The organism is Agarivorans albus (assembly GCF_019670105.1).
In the GTDB taxonomy this organism is placed as follows: domain Bacteria; phylum Pseudomonadota; class Gammaproteobacteria; order Enterobacterales; family Celerinatantimonadaceae; genus Agarivorans; species Agarivorans albus.
In genome coordinates this window covers 1126637-1148694 of the sequence record NZ_AP023032.1, presented here as the reverse complement: position 1 = coordinate 1148694, position 22058 = coordinate 1126637, and the positions used below count along the sequence as shown (strand labels likewise).

Annotated in this window: 16 protein-coding genes; 11 read left to right on the top strand and 5 right to left on the bottom strand. The window is 44.9% G+C overall.

Annotated features, from left to right (window positions below):
• Positions 1 to 182: 182 nt before the first annotated feature.
• The 4 genes from K5620_RS05315 to K5620_RS05300 all read left to right on the top strand — a co-directional run bounded on the left by K5620_RS05315 (position 183) and on the right by K5620_RS05300 (position 5833).
• A complete protein-coding gene (locus K5620_RS05315) occupies positions 183 to 1172 on the top strand; it encodes a zinc-dependent alcohol dehydrogenase family protein (protein ID WP_016400916.1) in 990 nt (329 codons plus the stop codon).
• Positions 1173 to 1515: 343 nt separating this feature from the next.
• A complete protein-coding gene (locus tag K5620_RS05310; RefSeq protein ID WP_016400915.1) occupies positions 1516 to 2898 on the top strand; it encodes an MATE family efflux transporter in 1383 nt (460 codons plus the stop codon).
• A gap of 21 nt (positions 2899 to 2919) precedes the next feature.
• Positions 2920 to 3813: a LysR family transcriptional regulator gene (locus K5620_RS05305; protein ID WP_016400914.1), complete on the top strand. Its 894-nt coding sequence runs from the start codon at positions 2920 to 2922 to the stop codon at positions 3811 to 3813.
• A gap of 286 nt (positions 3814 to 4099) precedes the next feature.
• Entirely contained in the window at positions 4100 to 5833 is a 1734-nt protein-coding gene (locus K5620_RS05300; RefSeq protein ID WP_016400913.1) for a hypothetical protein, read from the top strand.
• Between the two features lie 89 nt (positions 5834 to 5922).
• Here K5620_RS05300 and K5620_RS05295 read toward each other — a convergent pair whose 3' ends face one another.
• Together K5620_RS05295 and K5620_RS05290 are read right to left on the bottom strand one after the other, a co-directional pair.
• Positions 5923 to 6600, bottom strand: coding sequence for a response regulator (locus K5620_RS05295; protein ID WP_016400912.1), 678 nt, complete (start codon positions 6598 to 6600; stop codon positions 5923 to 5925).
• Positions 6601 to 6604: 4 nt separating this feature from the next.
• Positions 6605 to 8218, bottom strand: a complete 1614-nt coding sequence (locus K5620_RS05290; protein WP_016400911.1) for an ATP-binding protein — start codon at positions 8216 to 8218, stop codon at positions 6605 to 6607.
• A gap of 236 nt (positions 8219 to 8454) precedes the next feature.
• On the opposite strand from K5620_RS05290, the gene K5620_RS05285 reads away from it, so the two are divergent.
• The 3 genes from K5620_RS05285 (at position 8455) to K5620_RS05275 (ending at position 11564) form a co-directional block, all read left to right on the top strand.
• Positions 8455 to 9426, top strand: a complete 972-nt coding sequence (locus K5620_RS05285; RefSeq protein ID WP_016400910.1) for a tripartite tricarboxylate transporter substrate binding protein — start codon at positions 8455 to 8457, stop codon at positions 9424 to 9426.
• Positions 9427 to 9530: 104 nt separating this feature from the next.
• Positions 9531 to 9995 carry a tripartite tricarboxylate transporter TctB family protein gene (locus tag K5620_RS05280; protein WP_016400909.1) on the top strand — a complete coding sequence of 155 codons (465 nt, stop codon included), beginning with the start codon at positions 9531 to 9533 and terminating at the stop codon, positions 9993 to 9995.
• An 18-nt stretch (positions 9996 to 10013) separates the two neighbouring features.
• The gene (locus K5620_RS05275) at positions 10014 to 11564 is read left to right on the top strand and encodes a tripartite tricarboxylate transporter permease (protein WP_016400908.1); all 1551 of its coding nucleotides are present in this window, start codon (positions 10014 to 10016) and stop codon (positions 11562 to 11564) included.
• Between the two features lie 43 nt (positions 11565 to 11607).
• Here the strand turns inward: K5620_RS05275 and K5620_RS05270 are convergent, their stop codons facing one another.
• The 3 genes from K5620_RS05270 to sstT form a co-directional block, all read right to left on the bottom strand.
• Positions 11608 to 12753 (bottom strand): tetratricopeptide repeat protein, encoded by a 1146-nt coding sequence (locus K5620_RS05270; RefSeq protein ID WP_016400907.1) that lies wholly within the window; start codon positions 12751 to 12753, stop codon positions 11608 to 11610.
• Complete coding sequence (locus K5620_RS05265) at positions 12753 to 14786, bottom strand: DUF3857 domain-containing transglutaminase family protein (RefSeq protein WP_016400906.1); 2034 nt, start codon at positions 14784 to 14786, stop codon at positions 12753 to 12755. Before K5620_RS05265 ends, K5620_RS05270 begins: the two co-directional genes overlap by 1 nt.
• Positions 14787 to 14977: 191 nt before the next feature.
• Positions 14978 to 16198: a serine/threonine transporter SstT gene (gene sstT / locus K5620_RS05260; RefSeq protein ID WP_016400904.1), complete on the bottom strand. Its 1221-nt coding sequence runs from the start codon at positions 16196 to 16198 to the stop codon at positions 14978 to 14980.
• A 425-nt stretch (positions 16199 to 16623) separates the two neighbouring features.
• Here sstT and K5620_RS05255 point away from each other — a divergent pair, with 425 nt between their 5' ends.
• From K5620_RS05255 to K5620_RS05240, 4 genes are all read left to right on the top strand, one after another.
• Positions 16624 to 17376, top strand: coding sequence for a TetR/AcrR family transcriptional regulator (locus K5620_RS05255; RefSeq protein ID WP_016400903.1), 753 nt, complete (start codon positions 16624 to 16626; stop codon positions 17374 to 17376).
• Positions 17377 to 17611: 235 nt separating this feature from the next.
• Positions 17612 to 19927 carry an efflux RND transporter permease subunit gene (locus tag K5620_RS05250; protein WP_016400902.1) on the top strand — a complete coding sequence of 772 codons (2316 nt, stop codon included), beginning with the start codon at positions 17612 to 17614 and terminating at the stop codon, positions 19925 to 19927.
• Positions 19896 to 20714, top strand: coding sequence for an outer membrane lipoprotein-sorting protein (locus K5620_RS05245; RefSeq protein ID WP_016400901.1), 819 nt, complete (start codon positions 19896 to 19898; stop codon positions 20712 to 20714). Before K5620_RS05250 ends, K5620_RS05245 begins: the two co-directional genes overlap by 32 nt.
• Positions 20714 to 21904: a hypothetical protein gene (locus K5620_RS05240; RefSeq protein WP_040306965.1), complete on the top strand. Its 1191-nt coding sequence runs from the start codon at positions 20714 to 20716 to the stop codon at positions 21902 to 21904. Before K5620_RS05245 ends, K5620_RS05240 begins: the two co-directional genes overlap by 1 nt.
• The last annotated feature ends 154 nt before the right edge of the window (positions 21905 to 22058 follow it).

The window sequence follows — 22058 nt, the reverse complement described above, 5'->3', positions numbered from 1 at the left end:
CGCTGATAAACCTACTTCAAAAATGTTATTAGGGCTTGATAGGTATCACTATTCCAAGTGACACTTCATTATTAACAAAAACTTAAAACTGATTTTGTATTTGTCCTTCTTATCAAACTAAGCATGCTGCCTATACTGAACCCCAATCAATGACAAACAATAACGGATAGAGGTTCATCATCATGAAAGCAACTGTGATTCGCGCATTCGGTGACAGCAAGGTATTTGAAACAGCAGAAATAGCAAAACCAGAGCTTAAATCAGGTCACCTGTTAATAAAGGTTGCGGCGTCTAGCGTTAACACCATCGACATGATGATTCGTGACATGGGTGAAGCCTTACCTTTTCACCCTAAGCTCCCAGGTGTTTTGGGAATGGATTTCGCGGGTACAGTTGAAGCGGTTGGTGAAGGCGTAAACAACTTTAAGGTTGGAGATGAAGTATACGGCTGTGCTGGCGGTCTTGTTGAACTGCAAGGTTCGTTAGCAGAGTACATGTTGGCAGACGCGAATTTAGTGGCTCACAAGCCAAGCAACATCTCAATGCGAGAAGCCGCTGCGCTACCGTTAGTGGGTATTACCGCCTACGAAGGTTTGGTTAGAGCAGGCATTACAGCTGGTCAAAAAGTACTTGTTCATGGCGGCGCCGGTGGCGTGGGACATGTTGCACTACAACTTGCTAAACATTTTGGTACTGAGGTTTTTGCAACTGGTGCCGCTGGCGAGCAAACCGATCTCATCGCTGCGCTTGGCGCAACAGCAATCGACTTCAAAACCGAAGCCGTTGCAGACTATGTTGAAAAGTACACCAAGGGTGCTGGATTTGACGTAATTTTTGATTCAGTGGGCGGTGCCAATATCAATAACTCAATTGAAGCGGCCAAGCTAAACGGTCAAATTACTACCACGCTGTCTATGCACGAACAAGACTTAACCATGGTGCACATGAAGGGTCTGTCTTTACATGTAGTGTTTATGCTTTTACCGATGATATACAACCAAGGTCGAGCTGCACACGGTAAGATCCTTGAAGCACTGGCAAAAATTGTTGAGGCTGGCGACCTAAAACCAGTACTTGATAGCCAACAATTTGCCTTAGCCGATGCCGCGGCAGCGCACGATCGCCTAGCCAGTGGTCAAGCAATTGGCAAGGTTGTCATTGATATCAACTAGGGTCTGATGATCTTTGGTGTTGAAATTTTGTTCGAGATAAGCGGGCTTTAATCGCGGCGAGCACTTAGAAGCCTAGTGGGTTAAGCAAGAAGTGCTTAACAAAGAGTAAAGTTCGCTTATCGAACCCTTCGGGCAGCATTTCTTCGCCATTTATTCAGCGTTAGCGAGTGATTATTAAGCCCACTTAACTGCACACTCACTGCCTTGCCTAAATGGCTAATAAATTGCTGCAAAAACCATCAGCAAAGGCCAACAGACCCTAGTCGCTACCCGTAACGCTTAGTGGCTTGCCGTAAAGCAAGCCACTGCTGTTTCTGCCCTCACCGAAACCAAGGTTATCTAGATGTTTGCTGTATCGCCAAGCTTAACACTCATCATCAAGCGCACGCTGCCACTCACCGTGGGTTTGTTTGCCATTATGTTGGTGCAACTGGTGGATTCGGTATTTATCGGCATGCTTGGCCTTAACCAGCTTGCGGTTCATGGCATTACCTTACCCTTTCAAGCGGCGTTTATTGGAACTCAAGTAGGTATTGGGGTTGCGGCAACGTCTATTATCTCTAAGGCCTGTGGCGGCCGCGATAAGCTAAAATCTCAAACCGTTGCCACATTAGCAGCGGCTGGCGGCACCTTGTTTATCACTCTACTGGGTGTGGTGTTGTGGCTGTTACAAGATCCAATATTGGCGACCTTCATTGCCTCCGATGTAAGCTCGGCAAAACAACTAGCGTTGGCAGCAATCTTTAATCGCTATTGGCCAGCTTGGCTGTTGAGTGCTATCTCTGTGGCCGCACTATACTTGGTATCTTGTGTCTATCGAGCAAATGAAGATACAAAAACCACCGGTCAAATGTTTCTGTTGGCCAGTATAATCAACCTGATACTAGACCCTTTGCTTATTTTTAGTTTTAACATGGGCATTGTAGGGGCAGCCCTTGCCTCTACCTTAAGTTACAGCATTTGTACTCTGTATATGCTGTATAAAGCACGCGGCAAACAGTGGTTTGCTGCTATAAACTTAAACTCACTCAGCACCAGTACTAAGCAGCAAGCCATACAAAACTCGCCCTATTTTTACTATGGCAAAGAGTTAATTCGCACTACGGTGCCAACCATATTGAATCAGTCGCTACCTTCATTAAGTGCTTTTATTTGTATGCTGCTAATTGCTCAGATTGGCACCGAGGAAATCGCCTTCTGGAGCCTATTATCTCGACTAGAAAGCTTTCTTCTGGTTTTTACTTTAGCTTTAACTATGGCCATTCCCCCTATTATTGGCCGCTACCTTGGTGAAGGTAAGCTAAACGAAATTGTTGAGGTGTTAACGGTTACCGCTAAGTTTTTACTGGTATTCCATCTAGTAATTGCTCTTATCGCAGCGATTAGCTCGCCCTATATTATTCCGCTGATAAGTGCTGATATGATGATGCAAAACTGGTTTAGTATCGCTCTGTGGGTCATTCCTTTTAGCTATGCACCTCTTGGCCTTTGCATGCTGGTGGTTTCAGCATTTAATGCCCTAGGGGAAGCTCGCCGAGCCTTGTTTGTATCTATGGTTCGTTTATTGGTTTTATATGTTCCAGCCATTTGGCTTGGCACAGCAACACAAAGCATTATTCAAACAATTGTCGCGGCTTGTATTGCCAATACACTTGCAGGCGCTTACGCATGGTTTAAGCTAAAACAGTGCACTGCGCTTCAGTTTACCCGTTCACAACTTGCCTAACAAAAAGGTCTAAATAACACGATGAATATTGAGCACCTCCGCTTGTTTGTAAGAGTCGCAGCCACCCATAATATTAGCCTTGCGGGAAAAGAACTTGGCTTGTCTGCACCAGTAGCCAGCATGCATATCAATAAGCTTGAAGAAAGCATCGGCGCTCGACTTATTCATCGCACCACCCGTAAGGTTTCACTCACCGAGGAAGGCGAAGCTCTTTTACCCTATGCAGATGAGATATTGGCTAGTGTTGATGCGGCCCGCTCAACCGTGGGAACTGGCAAAGCACAAGCAACGGGTACATTAAGAATTACCGCTCCCGCCTCCTTTGGCCGGATGCATGTTATACCTGCTTTAAAAGGCTTTTTAGATAAGCATTCAGAGCTATCTGTCGATATTCGTTTGACCGACTCCATGATAGATATGATTGAAGGTGGCTTTGATGTCGCCATCCGAGATGCTGATCTGAAAGACTCAACCCTTATTGCTAAAAAGCTGGCTACCGATAAACGGATTATCTGCGCCTCGCCGGATTACCTTGCAGCTTACGGAAACCCAACATCCCTCGAAGATTTAAAGCACCATAGCTGTATTAAGCAGATGGGTTTTGATACTTGGAGCTTCAATACCCCTAATGGCCTGCAAAACATAAAGCTAAAAAGCAGAGTTCGAGTAGACCACGGAGAAGCAGTACGCGACGCAGCCTTGCAAGGCTTGGGTGTTGCAATGTGTGCAGAGTGGTTAGTCTACAAGCAGCTAGAAAATGGCAGCTTGGTCGAAGTGCTACAAGATTACAGCCTTAATGATGCGGCCGCCATTTGGGCGGTGTATCCCAGCTCTCGGCTATTGGCACCTAAAGTGAGAGCCTTTCTTGATTACTTCGCAGAATACTATGGCGCTCCCCCTTATTGGGAAAACTAGGCAAGATTATTACTCCCCCTTATAAAACACTTAGGCGATGCCTTAACCGGATAACTGGCAGCCCAAATAAAGCTCATTGTTGAGCGTTATATCGCCTTTAAAGTGCCCTACAAAACACCCTACAACTTAACCCTACGGCTAATACAAAACCGCTAATTAATTGTTTAATCACTTATTAATTGAAGTGCATTTTTATCAATGATTTAATAGCCCCTTTGCACCTGTAAAGTTGAAGCTAAAAGCGTTTCATCTGAAGGTAGTTAATCAAATATACACGGAGTTTTAGATGAAGAATGTTCTTATCGCAGGCGGTTTGTTAGCCATTGGGGCCGGAGCGGGTGGCTACTGGTATTCTCAGCAGGCTACAAACCTTAATAGCGAAGCGGGTGCACTCGCGTATATTCCTGCCGATACTGCGGTATTTTCTGCTCAACTAAAACCGTTCCCAATCAAAGCCTATGTTGATTCAATGGCAGGTTCATACAACAATTTACCAAGTGACGCCTTTGCCGATACAGATGTAAGTGACCCACGCGGTAAGTTTTTCATTGCCTTATTCGAAAGCTACAACGAAGCACTAAAAGACGGGCAAACCTTTGTAGATACCTTTGGTTTAGCCAACGATATTCACAGCTACTTTTATACCTTAGGCATCATCCCGGTGATGAAAGTAGAAGTAAGCAAAGCCGATGCTATTTGGGCTTGGTTAGATAACGCCGAACAGAAGAGTGGTTTTAGCCATACTAAACAAACTCTTAGCGGTGTTGAGTATCGCGCTTATCGTTTGAGCGATGACAGCGACTCAGAAACCGCAGATTTAATCGTAGCCGTAAATAATGGCCTACTTACCATTACTTTAAATACCTCGCTTAATGAAAACAGTTTGTTAGAAACCGCATTAGGCCTTAAACCAGCAGAGCAGCCAATCAACGCCACCACATTAATCCAAGACAGCCTAACCAAGCATGGTTTCATGGAAGAAGGCATTGGCTTTATTAACCACCAAGAGATTGCTAAAGCAATAACCACAAAAGATGGCAACCTACTGGCAAAACACCTTACTAAGTTAGCCCAAATGGATAATAGCAACGAGCTTACAAGCTTACGTACTCCAGTGTGTGAGCAAGAGTTTGCCAGCATTACCGCTAACTGGCCAAAAACGGTAATGGGGTTTGACAGCTTAAGCATCAACGATAAAGAAAGCAGCTTTGGCGCGCGCATGGTGGTAGAGAGCAACAACAGCGTATTACTTAGCGCCTACCAAGCGATGAGTGGCTTTATTCCTTCTTATGCTTCAAACACCGAAAATGCGGTATTTAGCATGGCTTATGGCATTGATGTAAACCAACTGGTGCCTTCATTGCTATCAGTTTGGGAAGAAATGCTTACCCCTGATTACCAGTGTGAACCGCTACAAAACGTGCAAATGGCTATGCAGCAACAAAACCCAGGCATGGTAGGCATGATGACCGGCATGGCTAACGGCCTTAAGGGCATTGGCATGGCTGTGTTTGATTACAAACTGGCTGACATTAGCCGCCCAGAAGAGCTAGAAAGCCTAGATGCCATTATTAGTGTGTCTGCCGACAACCCAGGTGCCTTGTTCGACATTGCCAAACAGTTCTCACCAGAGCTAGCTAGCGTAAGCTTGCCAGCCGATGGTACACCGGTTGATGTTAGCCATTTATTGCCGCTACCACCTACCACCAACATACAGCCTCAGCTAGCACTTAAAGGTAACCACCTTGTATTGTTTAACGGCCAGCGCGCTGCAGAAGTGAGTCAGCAACTAGCGTCAGAACCAGTGGCGAACAACGGGCTTTTAAGCATGTTCATCGACTACCAGCAAATGTTTGAACCGATTATTAGTGGTATTGAATTAAGCGGAGAAGAAGTGCCACAAGAATTGATGGACTTAAAAGACTACCGAATTAAAGCGCAAATGAATATGGCCGTGAACGACCAAGGTATTTCTTTTGGTTCAATCATGACTAGCCAAGCAGACAACGCTGTAAACTAAGCAACTCTTTGCAAAGAATAAGCAACGCTCTGTAACTAAAAGGCTCGCAATAGCGAGCCTTTTTGATTTTAAATTCTGGTGAATAACTTTTAATTAACCCGATGATAGACCCGCTCTGGCCGGCCTACGGCACCATAAGCCACCTCTGGTGTGAGTTCATTACAGCTCACTAAATACTCCAAATAACGCCTTGCTGTAGTGCGGCTACTGCCAATTTGTTTGCCGGCTAACTCGGCAGTTAATGAAGCATGTTCACTAAACAGTGCGCGCACTTTATCTAGCGTTACCGCGTCCACTCCTTTGGGCAAGCGCTTTTTACTTTCGGCTACCGCGCCCTCACTCATTGGCATTAACTTATCTACATCTTGCTGCTCAAAAGAGCTGTTTTGATCAAGCCTGCGTAAGTAGTTTTTATAGTTATTTAAGGATTCTTGTAAACGCGGAAATACCACCGGTTTTAGAATGTAGTCAAACACGCCATTACGCAGCGCTTCTTGCAAGGTTGAGGCTTCTTTAGCGGCGGTGAGCAACATAACATCAATAGCAAGATCTTGGCTGCGAATGTGTTTTAGTAACTCTAGGCCGGTGCCGTCGGGTAGGTACACATCTAACAGCAAAAGTTGTGGAGGTTTAGCCTTAATGTGGATCAATGCATCGGCAATGCTCAAGGCAATGCCAGATACTTCAAAATCACTCACGCGCTGTAAGTACTGGCGATGGATCTCGGCAATGCCCGCATCATCTTCAACAATTAATACCTGAATCAAATGGCTACTCCTGCTTTAACTGCTTGGGAATATACACCGTAAAACGGGTGCCCAAATTGTCACTACTAAACTCAACGTTTCCACGCAAAATTTGCACGGTTTCTTTTACTAAGTAAAGGCCAATGCCATGGTCGCCTTGGGTTTTGGTGGTCACTCCCTGCTCGTAGATATTGGCTTGTAAGTTATCTTGAATACCACCAGCAAAATCTTCCACTTCAATAATTATGTCGTTGCCCAAATCGGTCATTGAGAGATTAATCGACTCGCGGCCATTGCTAGCGCGAGTTGCCTCAAATGCGTTATCTAAAAGGTTAGCCACTATGGTAACGATTTGCTCCGAGCCACAGTGTGCAGGTAAGTCGCGCAAGCTGCTGTCGGGGTCAATATTTAGGGTTAAACCAAGCTCCCTCGCCCGGTGAAACTTACCTAAAATACAGCCTGCTATTACCGAATCTTCTACTGCTTCAATCAAAAAGCGGATCAGTTCTTGGAATTGATCATTTGCTTGGCCAATAAAAGATAAGGCTTTATCACTTTCGCCTAACTGAATTAAACCAGCAATGGTATTTAGCTGATTAGAATGCTCATGGTTTTGTACCCGCAAGGCTTCTGAATGCGCCTTAATTTGCGATAACTGCTTAGTGAGCAAGGTGATCTCGTCTTTCCGCCTAAAGCTAGAAACCATGCCAATAAAGTTTTGTTGCTGGTCTTTCATTGGCACTCGGTTAGCAATCACTAAATGCCCGTTAAGCAATAACTCCACATCACTTTGCGCTTGCGGCTGATCGAGTAATTCAGCCATATCACTATCGGGTAGCCAATCTCGCAGCGGTAAACCAACCGGATTAATCGATTTTCCTTGCAGGTCTTTGCCTAATAAGCGAATCGCATTAGCATTCACATTAGTAATAATGCCTTCTCGGTTAATCGCTATCACCCCTTCACGAATGGTATTAAGCGTGGCTTGCAGCTCTGCATATAAGCGGGTCATCTGCTCTGGTTCAAAACCCAACAATGTGTCTTTAATCCGTTGTGCCAGCCACCAACCAATCAGCATATTGAGAGACAACACCGCCATCACCAACAGCACCATAAAGTGCAAATAGGGTTGCAGTTGTACGTCGATTTTCTCTAGCAAATATCCAACCGAGACAATACCTATGATCTGCCCCTGTTGATCTTTAACTGGCACTTTACCGCGTACCGATACCCCCAAAGATCCCTTGGCTTGCGACACATACTCTTGCCCTAGAACCAGAGCTGCGTAGTTATCGCCTCCCACCATGGGTTTGCCAATACGTTCACTTTTGGGGTGAGCCAAGCGGATCCCATCAACATCCCCCACCACAATAAAACTTGCGCCCATGGTGCGGCGTAATTCTTCTGCTAAAGGCTGTAAGTTTACGCTGTCTCGGCGCTCTACCGCACTCACTACATCGGGCAGCTTAGCCACCACTCGCGCTACATCTAAGGCCCGCTCCCCTTTGTCTTGGTATTCAGAGTCACTTACATACCAATAGCTGGTCACTACCACAATGCTTAACTGAATAAGGCTGTAAATCAGCATTATTAGCAATAAGCGAGCACGGTAGCTTGGTAAGCGAGCTTGTTGATACATCTAAACTTTTTCCTGTTTGTTTCAATTTAGCTTAGCACGAGCTTAGCGAGCAGCTCCCGTGAACAATATGCACTTAATTACCAATATGGACTTTAAAGCCATTACTTGGCTTACATTTCAAAATCTCAGGCTTCCATTAACATTAATTTAACTTTATTCGCCAGCTAGCGGTATTTAAGCATGGCAGCAACCACTTTCAGCCACGCTGAAAGCCCTATGCAACAAGGAGAGCAAACATGTTAGCCAAGATTAAATTGGTCAAAACATTAATAGGGGCCGCAGTATTGGCCGCAGGCCTAAGCGGCACAGTTCACGCAGAAGAAGTGCACTTTTTAATCCCCGGAGGCGCAGGCGGAGGCTGGGATGGAACCGCCCGTGGCACCGGCGAAGCCTTAATGAAATCGGGCATTATCGATAAGGTGTCTTACCAAAACATGAGTGGCGGAGGCGGCGGTAAAGCCATTGCTCACTTAATTGAAACCGCTAAAACCCAAGAACATACCTTAATGGTGAACTCTACCCCGATTGTGGTTCGCTCATTAACCGGCGTATTCCCGCAGTCTTTCCGCGATCTTACTCCCATTGCTGCCACAATCGCTGACTACGGCGCGTTAATAGTTAGAGCCGATTCCAAATATACTCATTGGAACCAAGTAATTGCCGACTTCAAAGACAATCCCAATAAAGTAAAAGTTGCTGGCGGTAGTGCGCGCGGCAGTTTAGATCACTTGGTAGCAGCCGCTGCCATCAAAAACGAAGGCTTAGACCCACTAAGATTACGCTACGTTGCTTACGATGCCGGCGGTAAAGCCATGGCAGGTTTACTTTCTGGAGAAACTGCACTGCTTTCAACTGGCTTAGGCGAAGCGCTAGAAATGGCGAAAAACGACCAAATTCGTATCTTAGCCATTACCGCAGAAAAACGAGTTAAAGACGCCCCCGAAGTACCAACTTTAAAAGAAATGGGCAACGACACTGTGTTTGCTAACTGGCGTGGCTTTTTTGCGGCACCAGGCACCAGCAAGGCGCAAGCTGAGAAGTTCTCAGACATGCTTAAAGAAATGTACACCACCCCAGAATGGGAAACCGTGCGTTCACGTAATGGCTGGGTAAACAACTTTGTGCCTTATGGCCAGTTCTTCGGCTTTTTAGAACAACAAGAGAAAACAGTAGGCAGCCTAATGAAAGAGCTAGGTTTTCTAAAGTAATCCTATTAGCCAGCAACTCCCTTGCTGCTTTATTTGCTTATCAGTAGTACTCAGTTAAGCACCGGTGCCTAGGCACCGGACTTTTTTTACATTTGGAGCTAACAATGCAAATTAGCAATCAACGAATTGGCGGCCTAATTTTTTTGCTGCTCTCTTTGTTCTACGGCTATTTTAGCTACGACATTCCGCTATTTCCTGGTGCGGAATATGAACCGTTCACCCCGCGTACTCTGCCGCAGTTTTTAGCGCTGTGCGGTATTGCTTGCTCAATCATTTTGATGCTCACCGGCGGTAGTGATTTTAGAACCAGCGTAAAACATTTGGTATGGCGCCCCGCCGCCAAATTGCTAGTTGCTATGTTCGCCTACGGCCTACTCGTCAATTGGATGGGGTTTGTATTAGCCACCATTATTTTCCTGGTTGTGAGCTTTCGCATTATGGGTGAAAGCCAACATAAAAAAGCACTGGTGGTAGCCATTTTGTTCACCGTGGCTTTTTGGGCGCTATTAACCCAAGTATTAGATATTTATTTAGAACCTGGGCAACTCTGGCACTGGTTTAATGGCTAGCAAATTAAGGACACGATGATGTTAGATGGAATTTTAGCTGGGCTTAGTACCGCCGTTATGCCAATGAACTTAATGATGGTAATTGTAGGCTGCTTAGTGGGTACCTTCATTGGCATGTTACCCGGCCTTGGGCCAATTACCGCTATCGCTTTAATGATCCCACTTACTTATAGTTTAGAGCCTTCATCAGGTTTAATTTTAATGGCGGGTGTCTATTATGGCGCTATATTTGGCGCATCATCCTCGTCGATATTAATTAATGCGCCAGGCTGTAGTGCTACCGTAGTGACCGCTTTTGATGGCAACCCCTTAGCTAAAAAAGGCCAAGCGGGTAAAGCTTTAGCCGTTGCTGCTTATGCCTCGTTTACTGGCGGTACTTTGGGCGCAATTATGCTGTTAATTGCCGCGCCTGCTTTGGCCTCTGTCTCTTTGAGTTTTCAAAGCGCCGACTACTTCGCCTTAATGGTACTTGGTCTTTCTGCCGTGGCTGCATTTTCAGGCAAAGGCCAAGTATTAAAAGCGGTAATGATGACCATTGTGGGCTTGATGTTAGCCACCGTAGGCACCGACAGAAGTGAAGGTGTAGAGCGTTTTACCTTTGGCCAACTGGATTTAATCGACGGCTTTAGCTTCTTACTTTTAGCCATGGCAACTTTTGCCTTAGCCGAAACCTTAATGTCGGTATTAAAACCCGAGAACCCCAATAACAGCGCTACCGAACAAAAAATGATGTCGGAGCTGGGTAGTCTTAAGCTCACCAAACAAGAAGTTAAAACCGTTGCAGCGCCAACTCTTCGCTCTTCATTTCTAGGTTTTTTTGTTGGCGTGCTTCCCGGTGCTGGCGCGACCATTGCCTCTTTTCTGGCATACGGCGTGGAACGAAATCTCGCCAAAGGCGACGCAAAAAAAGAATTTGGTGAAGGCTCGTTAAAAGGCTTGGCTGCGCCCGAATCAGCCAACAATGCTGCATCAACTGGCTCTTTTGTTCCCTTGCTTACCTTAGGAATTCCCGGCTCGGGCACTACCGCGGTATTGCTCGGAGCCTTAATAGCCTACGGTATTCAGCCGGGGCCAAGAATGTACATCGAGCACCCCGACCTATTTTGGTCGATCATCATCTCTATGTATTTTGGTAATGTGATTTTGCTAATTTTAAACTTGCCGCTAATCCCCTACCTCGCCAAGTTATTAAGCATTCCTCGCCCTTATTTGGTACCGATGATTTTGCTGTTCTCAATTACTGGGGTGTATTTGGTGTCGTTTAATAGCATGGACATCATGATCATGGTGGCGATATGTATGGCAGCCTTGGGCTTACGTTTACTCAACTTCCCTATGGCGCCGATGTTGTTAGGTTTTATTCTTGGTGGAATGCTCGAAGACAACCTGCGGCGAGCACTATTAATAGGCGATGGCGAGCTAAGCTTTTTATGGGAGCGCCCCCTAACTCTCACCTTTATTAGCATTGCTGCACTGGTGTTATTTAGCCCACTCTTAAGGCCTTTGTGGGAGCGCAGTAAAGCTAAAGCCGAGTATGAACAAGCCAAACAAAAGGCGGCAGCTAAGTAATAAAAAAGGCGCTAATTTAGCGCCTTTTTTTGTTCTCTTTAAGTTAGTTAAGATATTGCTTATAGCGTTGATAGCTCGCTGATTTTAAATATTCTTCCCCCCTATCAAAGGTAAGCAAATCTGTTTTGCTATAGCGCGTATCAAACCTGTCGTAGAGCACTTTTAGAATAAGCTCTGTTTGCTGATATTGTTTGGTATCAATAGACAGGCCCAGCAACCAAATGTAACCAAATGGCTCTGAAGGTGCCTTTAATAAGGCATTCACTAGGTAATCTTCGGCTTTCTCGGTTTGGCCACTTTCGTACAAGGCATTGCCAATCTCTACTTGCACTCTTACGTCTTTAACAACGGTTTCTGGGAAGTGCTTTAAGCTTTCAATCGCTAGGTCAAATTGCTGGTTGTCGTAGTAATAAGCGTAGAAACGCGGATGAACCGGCTGGTGCTTCTCCATATACACAACAAAAGATCGTGGCATTACCAAGCTGGGTTGGTTGATATAAGCTTTCATTAAGCCTGCCAGTACTAAAGGCTTTTGCTGAAACGGCTTAGGAATCTCGTTGTAGGCAAACAGCATCTCGGTATAGCTAGCTTGTCGAACCGCCTCAAAGAAATCGCCCATGCGCTGGATACCGCTATTGGGGTGGGTTTTACGATATTGCTCCATATCGATAACCAGATCGAAGCTGTCTGAGATCCCAACCCCCGTAAACAAATTAAAAATATCCACGATGTGGCCATCTAACCAGCTTATTTCGTAGTAGGCAAAGGTGCCATCTAGGGTAAAACGGTAATAGCTAGTTGCTTGCTGCTTAGTATGAACATCACTGTCTACATATTTCCAGCTACCGCCTGGCTGGGCCAAAATGGCTGTAATCGAAGTATCCGTTAAGCTAGACAGAAGTTGAGTAACGTTTGCTCGCTGATTGGCATTAAAGGTAAACGCTAAATCAGTTTCCAGTTTTTCAACCATTTTAGCTTCAACAATTTTACTTCTAAGCGCATTTTCGGTGTGTTGATTAAGCGCATTAGCATAGTTAACAAAATATCTATCACTGTATAGCTCTGCCGGCTCTTGGTTTTTAACCACCGGGTTATTCGTTTCAGATACAGAGGGAACTGAACGGCCAGTATCGTTACTTGCACAAGCACTCAGCATCAGGCTTAAGGCTAAAATATAAAAAGCTTTCATTACAATGCCTCCTGCTGGTTATTGGTTTGCTTTTCAAGCAAGAAACTCACTAATTCGTTCATCGAATCGTAGGCTTGGTCTTCGGTCACTCTGGTCACGCTGTAATTAATTTCTAAGGCCTTTCTGGCTTTCCTCATTAACTTGGCATATTGCTTTACTTCACTGGCGGCAACGGCCATTTGCTTATTCTGATATTGCTGTTGATAGGTGATCACTTTGTTGCGATAGTCAAAACGTGTATACAATTTAAAGTGTTCATCTTCTAGCGTTTGTTCTTCATTAGCCCAACTAAAATCGATGTCGTAGGGCAAATATAGTTTTGCTTGTTGCTGGATGTTTATCGGACGCCCCAAAGAGTAAGGCTGTTTACGTTGAATTTTCTGCGGCACTTTTAAGTAATGCTCAACCGCATCGGAAACCAACACAAACTCAGCGTCGCCTTCAACTTCATGCCAAAACTCATTCACCAAATAATGCTCTTTAATTTCAATACGATTGCTAATTTTGTCATCACTAATTTGCAAATCTTGTTTTAGGCTAATCGAGGGATAAAAGCGCTGGTAATAAGACAAATACGATTTTGTCATGCGTTTAGCGCTCTGGCCTGCAATTTCATAACGCATTCTGTCAGCTTCTGCGCCAGTAAAGGTATTAACAACCGTGAGTTGTACAGGCGAGCGAAAATCAGAAGCAATAAACTCTTGGGTAACTTCAACAAGGTTATCTTCAGCGACAAAATCAGGAATACTGCTTAAGCCTTGATTGTCTGGCGAAATAACCAAAGCTTGTCCAAAAGCCGCTGGCACTATGGTTTCCAACAGGTTTGACTGATATGCGTTAGTTGGGTCAACCCAATAGTCTTGCCCCTTATAATTCAAATACACAATCGCATGATTAAAGGCGTTGTAACCCGGCAAATGCTCAGCCAAGGTATTGTGTTTATAGCTAGACACCAATACTGGGTAAGCATCTACTCCCAACTCGTTTAATGCACTTACCAACAACAAAGACTTGTCTTTACAATCTCCATAACGGTTCGCTAACACCTCTGATGGAGAATGTGGACGGTGTGAATTTTCGCCAATCTCTACCCCTAAATAACGAATATCTTGTTGGGAAAAGCGTATCGCTTCTTCAATGGCTAATTTGGTGGGTTTAGCTTTAAGTTCACTAAGCCAGTCGTCGAAGGCAGCAGAATGCTTAGCCGAGGTTTTAAATAAAGACTCAGCCCAACTAGATACTTGCGACCAATCTTCAAAGCTAGTGATTTGCCAAGTAGGGTAAGCCGAATCCCAGTTTGGAGCTTGGCCATCTTCATAATAGGCCGGCGAATTTTCGATAAGCACCGAGTAGCGAACTGTGTTCCCCTCGGTGTTTACCTTTACCTCTGTGTCAATATCGGCAAGTTGATTGCTAAGTTTTCGGCTTTTGTGCGCCACGATACTGGCATGAGTCATTCCCACCGGAACGCTCCAACCTAAACCAAAGGTATGGCTAAAGTGGCCATCAAATACTGGGTTTTCACCAATTACGCTAAAGCTGTAATCGACAATGTCGCCCGCTCTTACATCCTTTAACCAAAGCTGTAATTGCTTTTGTCCTGAATACAGTTTGCTATGTTGTTCGGGTTCAATGTCTACTGCTCGAATATCATCAGCAACCAAACGGTTAAACGATTTATCGCCTCGTATAATGTTTATGTGATGCAACTCAACCCGCTGAAAATCCGGATTAAAGGTGATGGTTAAATCTGAATTGTCTTCAACGCCAGCACTGTCATTCACTTGAAAGCGGATATAACGATAGTAATGCGGCTGCTTGCTAAGCAAACTTACTTGAGTATCCGATACCAAATAATCTACAGATTCTACGCCAAGATCAGCTTGGTTTAACTTGCTTAAATCCGCTTCTACAATCCACTTAGGTTTATCACCTACTCGCCACAACGCATCGTTAGCAGCTAATGAAATGGTGGAGTAAAAGAGATTGGCAAACAGCAGAAAGAATAAAAAGAATGGTCGACTAACTAGCACTGCACTTCCCTTGCATCAACATCAAAAAGCCATACTAGTAATAATTATTTTAAAGTTAAAGCTCAACACGCGGCTTATTAGAAAAGAACTGCAATATATTGATGTTGTTTAAATAATTTTCAAATTTTAAGGTAATTGCCAATAAAAAAGCAGCGCCTAAGCGCTGCTTATAAATACTCATTATTGAATAACTACTTTTCTTCAGCAGCCTTACAACAAGCAGCCGTAAACAATACATCGGTAGAGCTGTTTAGCGCAGTTTCGGCAGAGTCTTGCAATACGCCGATAATAAAGCCTACAGCAACCACTTGCATGGCCACATCGTTAGACACACCAAATAAGCTACACGCTAATGGAATAAGCAATAACGAGCCACCAGCAACACCAGAGGCACCACAAGCAGACACCGCTGCTACTACGCTCAGCAACAAGGCAGTAGCAAAATCTACTTGAATACCCAAGGTATGTACTGCCGCTAGTGATAACACGGTAATGGTAATTGCAGCACCGGCCATGTTAATGGTGGCACCTAGTGGGATAGACACCGAGTAAGTATCTTCATCTAGCTTTAAGCGCTGGGCTAAATCCATATTTACTGGAATGTTCGCAGCAGAGCTACGGGTGAAGAAGGCGGTTACACCACTTTCACGTAAACACTTAAATACTAATGGGTAAGGGTTGCGACGAATTTTATAGAACACTAGCAGCGGGTTCATCACTAAGGCAATCAATAACATAGAGCCAATGAGTACCAACAATAGCTGGCTGTAGCCTAGCAATACCGAGAAGCCGGTTTGCGCAATAGTGTTTGCCACCAAGCCAAAAATACCAATTGGCGCTAAACGAATAACAAAACGCACAATGCTTGATACACCCGCAGCCACGTCATTAAACAAGGTTTTGGTGGTGTCCGATGCGCTATGCATGGCAATACCTAAACCAATTGCCCACGCTAAAATGCCAATGTAGTTGCCATTCATAATGGCGCTAATTGGGTTATCGACAATTTTAAACAGTAAGGTGTGTAATACCTCGCCAATGCCTTGCGGAGGATTAGCCGAGGTTTCGGTGCTCACTAGCACTAACTCGGTAGGGAACATAAAGCTCATGGCTACCGCCGTTAACGATGCGGCAAAAGTACCAAATAAATATAAATAGATAATCGGACGAAGCTGAGTATTTTGGCCACGTTTATGGCTAGCTACCGAGGCCGCCACCAACACAAAAACCAATACCGGCGCTACGGCTTTTAAAGCGCCAACAAAAAGGCTACCTAACATGCCAATAGACGTAGCCGCACTAGGTGCTAAAACGGCTAAAATGCTACCGGCGATAATACCGATAAGGATCTGCAGCACTAAACTGCCCTGGGTAATAAACTGTAATATGCTGTTGTTTGATTGTTGTTTCATGCTTCTTATGGTCCTTTCGTGAAGCTATATAATTGGCGAAGGCGTAACCTTATAGGATGAAACACCATAATCACAGATAATAACCACATTAAATTGACACATCGCAAAAACTTTTCACTCATCTAGATTGTATAAGCAATATACAAGTAAGGTTTACACCCAAAAGCCCAACATTTTTAGCTATTGCTCAACTAACTTAGTGTTGCAACTTGCCCTTAAGCTCAGTATTTACTTACACTTTGATCAGCTGTTCAGGTTTTTGTGGCAATTTTGCAAGTCGTCATTGGCTAAACAAACAGGCGCTTAAACTAAATTAAGCACCAAAAGCAAAACATCAAACATAAATAAAACTTGAACAATTAATTATCAAGGCGTATAACTTGACGAATCGTCACATTGTGACGAAGTGTCAATAACGAGAAAAAATGAATACCAAAACCAGAAAAGCCCAAGAAATTGCCAACCGCGAAGAGCTGCTGCTAGATATAGCATTGGAGCTGATGGCTGAAACCGGCTTTGCTGGCCTTACGATGGATAAAATCACCCAACGTTCGCAGTATTCAAAAGGCACCGTGTATAACCACTTTGCCTGTAAAGAAGATGTATTGTGTGCCTTGTGCTGCCGCTCTATGCGTTTACAAATAGAGCTATACCAGCGGATTAATGATTTTGCTGGTAGCACTCGAGAGAAGATGATTGCAATGGCCTATGGCTATCGCTTGTTTAATCGTCTTTACCCCACTCTGTCGATGGTAGTGTTAAGTATGAAAACACCTAACATCATGGAGAAAACCTCGAGTATTCGCAGTACCAGCGTAAGTGAACACGAAAACAAAATTGTCGGTATTGCGGTTAAGTTGATTGAAGAAGCTGTTGCTTTAGGTGAAATACCAGCCAGCCAAAATGTAGATGCCAATGCCGCTACATTTGCCGCTTGGTCGATGGCCTTTGGCACCAATGCACTAAGCAGCGCAGTGGTAAATAAATCCAGCAAGTTTTGCTCTGCTGGCTTCGACAGCCAATACGCATTGCTATACAACGTAAATTTGTTGTGTGACGGGTTAAATTGGAAACCCTTGTCTAATCAACAAGATTACTTAGCCACTTGGCAGCGAATAGGCCAAGAACTATATGCCAAAGAGTTGGCCATGCTGGAGCAAAACGAAACGCTGTATTAAGCGCTTTACGCAAACCAGCAATTAGCGAATAAAGATTTGTAAGTTCTAAGAGTAAAAGTGCCAAGTTGTTCTACTGTTGTTAAGTGGAATAATAAACGCACGCATTTAGATTCAAAATAAGCCGCCGATTACTGCGGTTTTTTAAGCAAAGGAAGTGACGATTCGTCAATTTTAGACAAATCGTCATAATTCACTCTAAACCAATTGAATGGTGCAATTGGTAAAGGACAGGGCTATGGAAAAGAAATTTTTTAATCAAGTGATTGCCAGACCTTGGCTAACACTCATGTTATTAATGTTAGCCGTTGTAGCAATGAGCTCTGGCGGACGCTTTCTTACCTTTGTAGGCGATTACCGCATTTTCTTTGGTGAGGACAACCCTCAGCTGCAAGAATTCGAAAGCATGCAAAAGGTGTTTAATAAAACCGATTCGGTCACCTTTGTTATCTCCCCTAATGAAGGCGATGTCTTCAACCCGCAATCTCTTACACTCATTAAAGAGCTTACCGACGACTCTTGGCTTATTCCCAACTCTACACGGGTCGACTCCATCACCAACTTTCAACATACCGAAGCCGTAGAAGATGACCTTTGGGTAGAAGACTTACTGCTTGAGCTAGATATGCTAGATGCAGAAAAAGTATCTAAAATTGAGCAAGTTAGCCTAAGTGAACAACTGCTAGAAAACCGCTTAATTAGCCTAGATGGGCGCGTAGCAGTAGTGGCTGCAACCATTACCATCTCTGAAGATGATATGCAGGCCGAGGTACCTAAAACCTCGCAATTTGTACGTGAGCTACAAGCCAAGTATCAGCAAGCCTACCCAGAACATAAAATCTTGCTCTCTGGCATGATCATGATGAACAACAGCTTCATCGAGCAAAGCCAAAAAGACATGTCCACTTTAGTGCCGCTAATGTTCTTGCTCATTTTGGTGATGCTAGCCATTTTACTGCGCTCGGTATTAGGCATGTTAGCGACCCTAGTGGTGATTGTTGTGACTATTGCCAGCACCATGGGCATGGCCGGTTGGATGGGCTTTGCACTCAATACCGTTACGGTAAATGTGCCCACTATGGTGATGACCTTAGCCGTGGCCGATTGTGTGCACGTTATCGCTTCAATGCTTTATGAAATGCGCCAAGGCAAAACCAAGAAAGAAGCTCTCGCCTTTAGTTTAAAAATAAACAACCGCGCTATCTTCCTTACTAGTGCCACCACCGCGATTGGTTTCTTAACCTTAAACTTCTCAGATTCACCGCCGTTTCAAGCCTTAGGCACCATTGTGGCAGTGGGTGTAATGCTGGCCTATGTGTATGCACTTACCATATTGCCTGCTCTGCTTAACATTCTGCCCATTAAACAAACGCCGAGCATTAGCAGCCGTTCAAACTACGACCGTTTAGCAAACTTCGTGATTGATTCTCGCAAGTGGTTAATGCCAGTTACGGTAGTTATGATTATTGGCTTCTTGGCCATGATCCCACGCAACCAACTTAACGACGTAGCTACGGAGTACTTCAGCAAGCAGGTGGACTTTCGTCAATCCACAGACTTTATGGAGGAAAATATATCCGGGATTACCACCATTTCTTATGAAATAAGAAGCGGTGAAAGCAGCGGCATTAACCAGCCCCACTACATGCAAAAAGTGGCCGACTTTAGCGCTTGGTTACGCCAGCAGCCAGAGATCGACAACGTAAATAGCATCTCCGACATTATGCGCCGATTAAACAAAAACATGCATGGTGACGACCCAAGCTATTACCTAGTGCCCGAAGAGCGCGAACTCTCTGCCCAGTATTTATTGATGTACGAAATGAGCTTGCCCTACGGCCTAGATTTAAATAACCAAATCAACGTAGATAAATCGGCAACACGCTTAACCATTACCACCAAGAACATGGGCTCTATCGGCATGATAGCGCTAGAGCAACGCTCCTTAGATTGGTGGCAACAAAATGCGCCCGAGTACCGAGTAATCGCCGCCAGCCCTAACCTAATGTTTGCCCACATTGGCGAGCGCAATATGCCACAAGCCCTCAAAGGTGCATTTTGGGCACTGGTGCTTATCTCGGTGTTAATTGGTATTTCGCTGCGTTCACTACGGCTAACCTTTATTAGCTTGCTACCCAACCTAGTACCAGCAGGCATTGGCTTCGGAATTTGGGCGCTAATTGATGGCAACATAAACCTTGGTTTGTCGATTGTTATTAGCGTTACCTTAGGCATTGTGGTCGACGACACCGTGCACTTCCTTACCAAGTACCAATATGCCCGCAAGCAAGGTAAATCTGCCGAAGACGCAGTGCGCTACGCCTTTGTAACTGTAGGCAAAGCACTGGCTATTACCACCGCGGTATTGGTGGTTGGCTTCTCAGTATTAATTGGTTCAACCTTTACTATTAACTCCAATATGGGGCTACTTACTTCTATTATTATTGCCGTAGCCTTAATCATCGATTTCTTACTACTACCATTACTCTTGATTAGTTTTGACCGTGCAAAGGGAGCAGAAAATGCAGCAGCACTTCAACAAAAAACCGCTTAGTATGTGGCTTAATCGTGCCGCAGTTATCTGTATTAGCCTGTTGTTTAGCCAACAAGCATTAGCAGAAACCGCAGAAGAAAAAGGCTTACGCATAGCTCAAGAGCGCAAAGCCTTTGATTTAGGTTGGGTTGACTCGAAAGCCGATACAGAAATGGTGCTGTACAACGCGCAAGGCGATAAAAGCACCCGCTCTATTCGCATTCAATCTTTAGAAGTAGAAGGCGACGGCGATAAAGCCTTAAGTGTGTTTGACCACCCAGCCGACGTAAAAGGCACCGCCTTTTTAAGCTTTTCTCACGCTCTAGAGCCCGACGAGCAATGGTTATACCTACCTGCCTTAAAACGGGTAAAACGCATTGGCTCACGCAACAAATCGGGCCCTTACATGGGCAGTGAGTTTGCCTTTGAAGATCTAAGCTCATTTGAAGTAGAAAAATATACCTACACCTACCTGCGCGACGAAACCATTGCCGGCTTCGACAGCTATGTAGTGCAAAACGTACCGGTAGATAAGTACTCAGGTTATACCAAGCAAATTACCTGGATGGACAAAGAAGCCTACCGCGTACACAAAGTAGAGTTTTACGACCGTAAAGGGCAGCTACTTAAAACCCTCACCATGAGTGATTACCAAGTGTATGCCGACAAACATTGGCGCCCTTCAAAAATGTTGATGGTGAACCACCAAACCGATAAAAAAACCGAAATGTTCTGGAATAATTATCAGTTTAAAACCGGTGTAAAAGAGTCAGACTTCAATAAAAACAAGCTTAAGCGAGCCCGCTAATGAACGCACAATACACGAAGCTAGCCCTAGCGTGTAGCCTAACGGCGCTTAGTTTAAGCAGTACCGCCATGGAGCTGCGCGGCAACGTGGCAGTGCAATATCGTGGCTTTTTCGAGCAAGGTGCTTTTCCGGGCCAAGACCAGCAACACCAAGGCTCGATAAGTGCCGAGCCCGAGCTGTACTGGGAGTGGAACGATGGCATCGACAGCATCACCTTTACGCCCTTTGCACGGGCCGACTCCATGGATAGCGAGCGCACTCACGCCGACATTCGCGAGCTTAAATGGCTACACCTAGCCGACGAATACGAGCTGGAAATTGGCATAGCCAAAGTGTTTTGGGGCGTAACCGAAACCCAGCACTTGGTAGATGTGATAAACCAAACCGACTTTATCGAATCGCCCGATGGCGACGAAAAGCTTGGCCAACCCATGCTGCACTTTAATACCTATCAAGACTCCGGCATTTGGGATGTATTCATTTTACCGGGCTTTAGAGAGCGAACCTTTGCCGGCGTAGATGGCCGCTTTCGCCCACCATTGCCGGTAGACCAAGATAATGCCCAGTATGAATCGGGCGCTAAAAACAAACACGTTGATCTAGCCCTGCGCTGGGCGCAAACTTTTGGCGACTGGGACGTAGGCACCGCCTATTTTCGTGGCACCAACCGCGACCCACTGCTAATTGCTAGCGCCGACGGCACTAAACTTACCCCTTATTATGAGCAAATGGACCAACTTGGCTTAGATTTACAAGCCACCATTGGCGATTGGTTATGGAAGTTTGAAGGCTTATATCGCAATACCAGCAGCAACAGTTACACCGCAGCTGTGGGCGGTTACGAATATACCCTAGTGGGTTTATTCGACAGCATTGCCGATTTAGGGCTACTCACCGAGTACAACTGGAATAGTGACGGCAAAGAAGCTACCTCTACCTTTCAAAACGACCTCTACTTAGGCGCTCGCTTAGTATTAAACGACGCGCAAAGTACCGAGTTTTTGTTAGGTGGCGCGATAGACCTCGACTACAACACCAACGTAGTCACCCTAGAAGCCAGCCGCCGCTTTGGCGAAAACTGGAAAGGCGAGCTAGATCTTTGGTACATCGACGCCGATGACCTTGCAGACCCAACCTACGCCTTTAGTAAAGACAGCTTTGTTCAAGTAAACATGGCCTACTTTTTCTAAAAGCTACACAGGAAAGGTATTGCAAAAAAGCCCTCGTTGTTGAGGGCTTTTTGTTGGGAGTGAGTAAATGCGCTAGGCGAGAAGTAACGCCGCAATCAACTGCGTAGCAAGCTGGCGCTGGTTTTGCCGGATTTATGGCAAAACGAGTGACAGG

Excerpts from the sequence above, each read along its gene's own strand:
- K5620_RS05245 (WP_016400901.1), top strand. The coding sequence starts at position 19,896 with ATGCAGCAGCACTTCAACAAAAAACCGCTTAGTATGTGGCTTAATCGT.
- K5620_RS05255 (WP_016400903.1), top strand. The coding sequence starts at position 16,624 with ATGAATACCAAAACCAGAAAAGCCCAAGAAATTGCCAACCGCGAAGAG.
- sstT (WP_016400904.1), bottom strand. The coding sequence starts at position 16,198 with ATGAAACAACAATCAAACAACAGCATATTACAGTTTATTACCCAGGGC.
- K5620_RS05290 (WP_016400911.1), bottom strand. The coding sequence starts at position 8,218 with ATGTATCAACAAGCTCGCTTACCAAGCTACCGTGCTCGCTTATTGCTA.
- K5620_RS05285 (WP_016400910.1), top strand. The coding sequence starts at position 8,455 with ATGTTAGCCAAGATTAAATTGGTCAAAACATTAATAGGGGCCGCAGTA.
- K5620_RS05275 (WP_016400908.1), top strand. The coding sequence starts at position 10,014 with ATGTTAGATGGAATTTTAGCTGGGCTTAGTACCGCCGTTATGCCAATG.
- K5620_RS05250 (WP_016400902.1), top strand. The coding sequence starts at position 17,612 with ATGGAAAAGAAATTTTTTAATCAAGTGATTGCCAGACCTTGGCTAACA.
- K5620_RS05280 (WP_016400909.1), top strand. The coding sequence starts at position 9,531 with ATGCAAATTAGCAATCAACGAATTGGCGGCCTAATTTTTTTGCTGCTC.
- K5620_RS05305 (WP_016400914.1), top strand. The coding sequence starts at position 2,920 with ATGAATATTGAGCACCTCCGCTTGTTTGTAAGAGTCGCAGCCACCCAT.
- K5620_RS05270 (WP_016400907.1), bottom strand. The coding sequence starts at position 12,753 with ATGAAAGCTTTTTATATTTTAGCCTTAAGCCTGATGCTGAGTGCTTGT.
- K5620_RS05315 (WP_016400916.1), top strand. The coding sequence starts at position 183 with ATGAAAGCAACTGTGATTCGCGCATTCGGTGACAGCAAGGTATTTGAA.
- K5620_RS05240 (WP_040306965.1), top strand. The coding sequence starts at position 20,714 with ATGAACGCACAATACACGAAGCTAGCCCTAGCGTGTAGCCTAACGGCG.
- K5620_RS05310 (WP_016400915.1), top strand. The coding sequence starts at position 1,516 with ATGTTTGCTGTATCGCCAAGCTTAACACTCATCATCAAGCGCACGCTG.
- K5620_RS05300 (WP_016400913.1), top strand. The coding sequence starts at position 4,100 with ATGAAGAATGTTCTTATCGCAGGCGGTTTGTTAGCCATTGGGGCCGGA.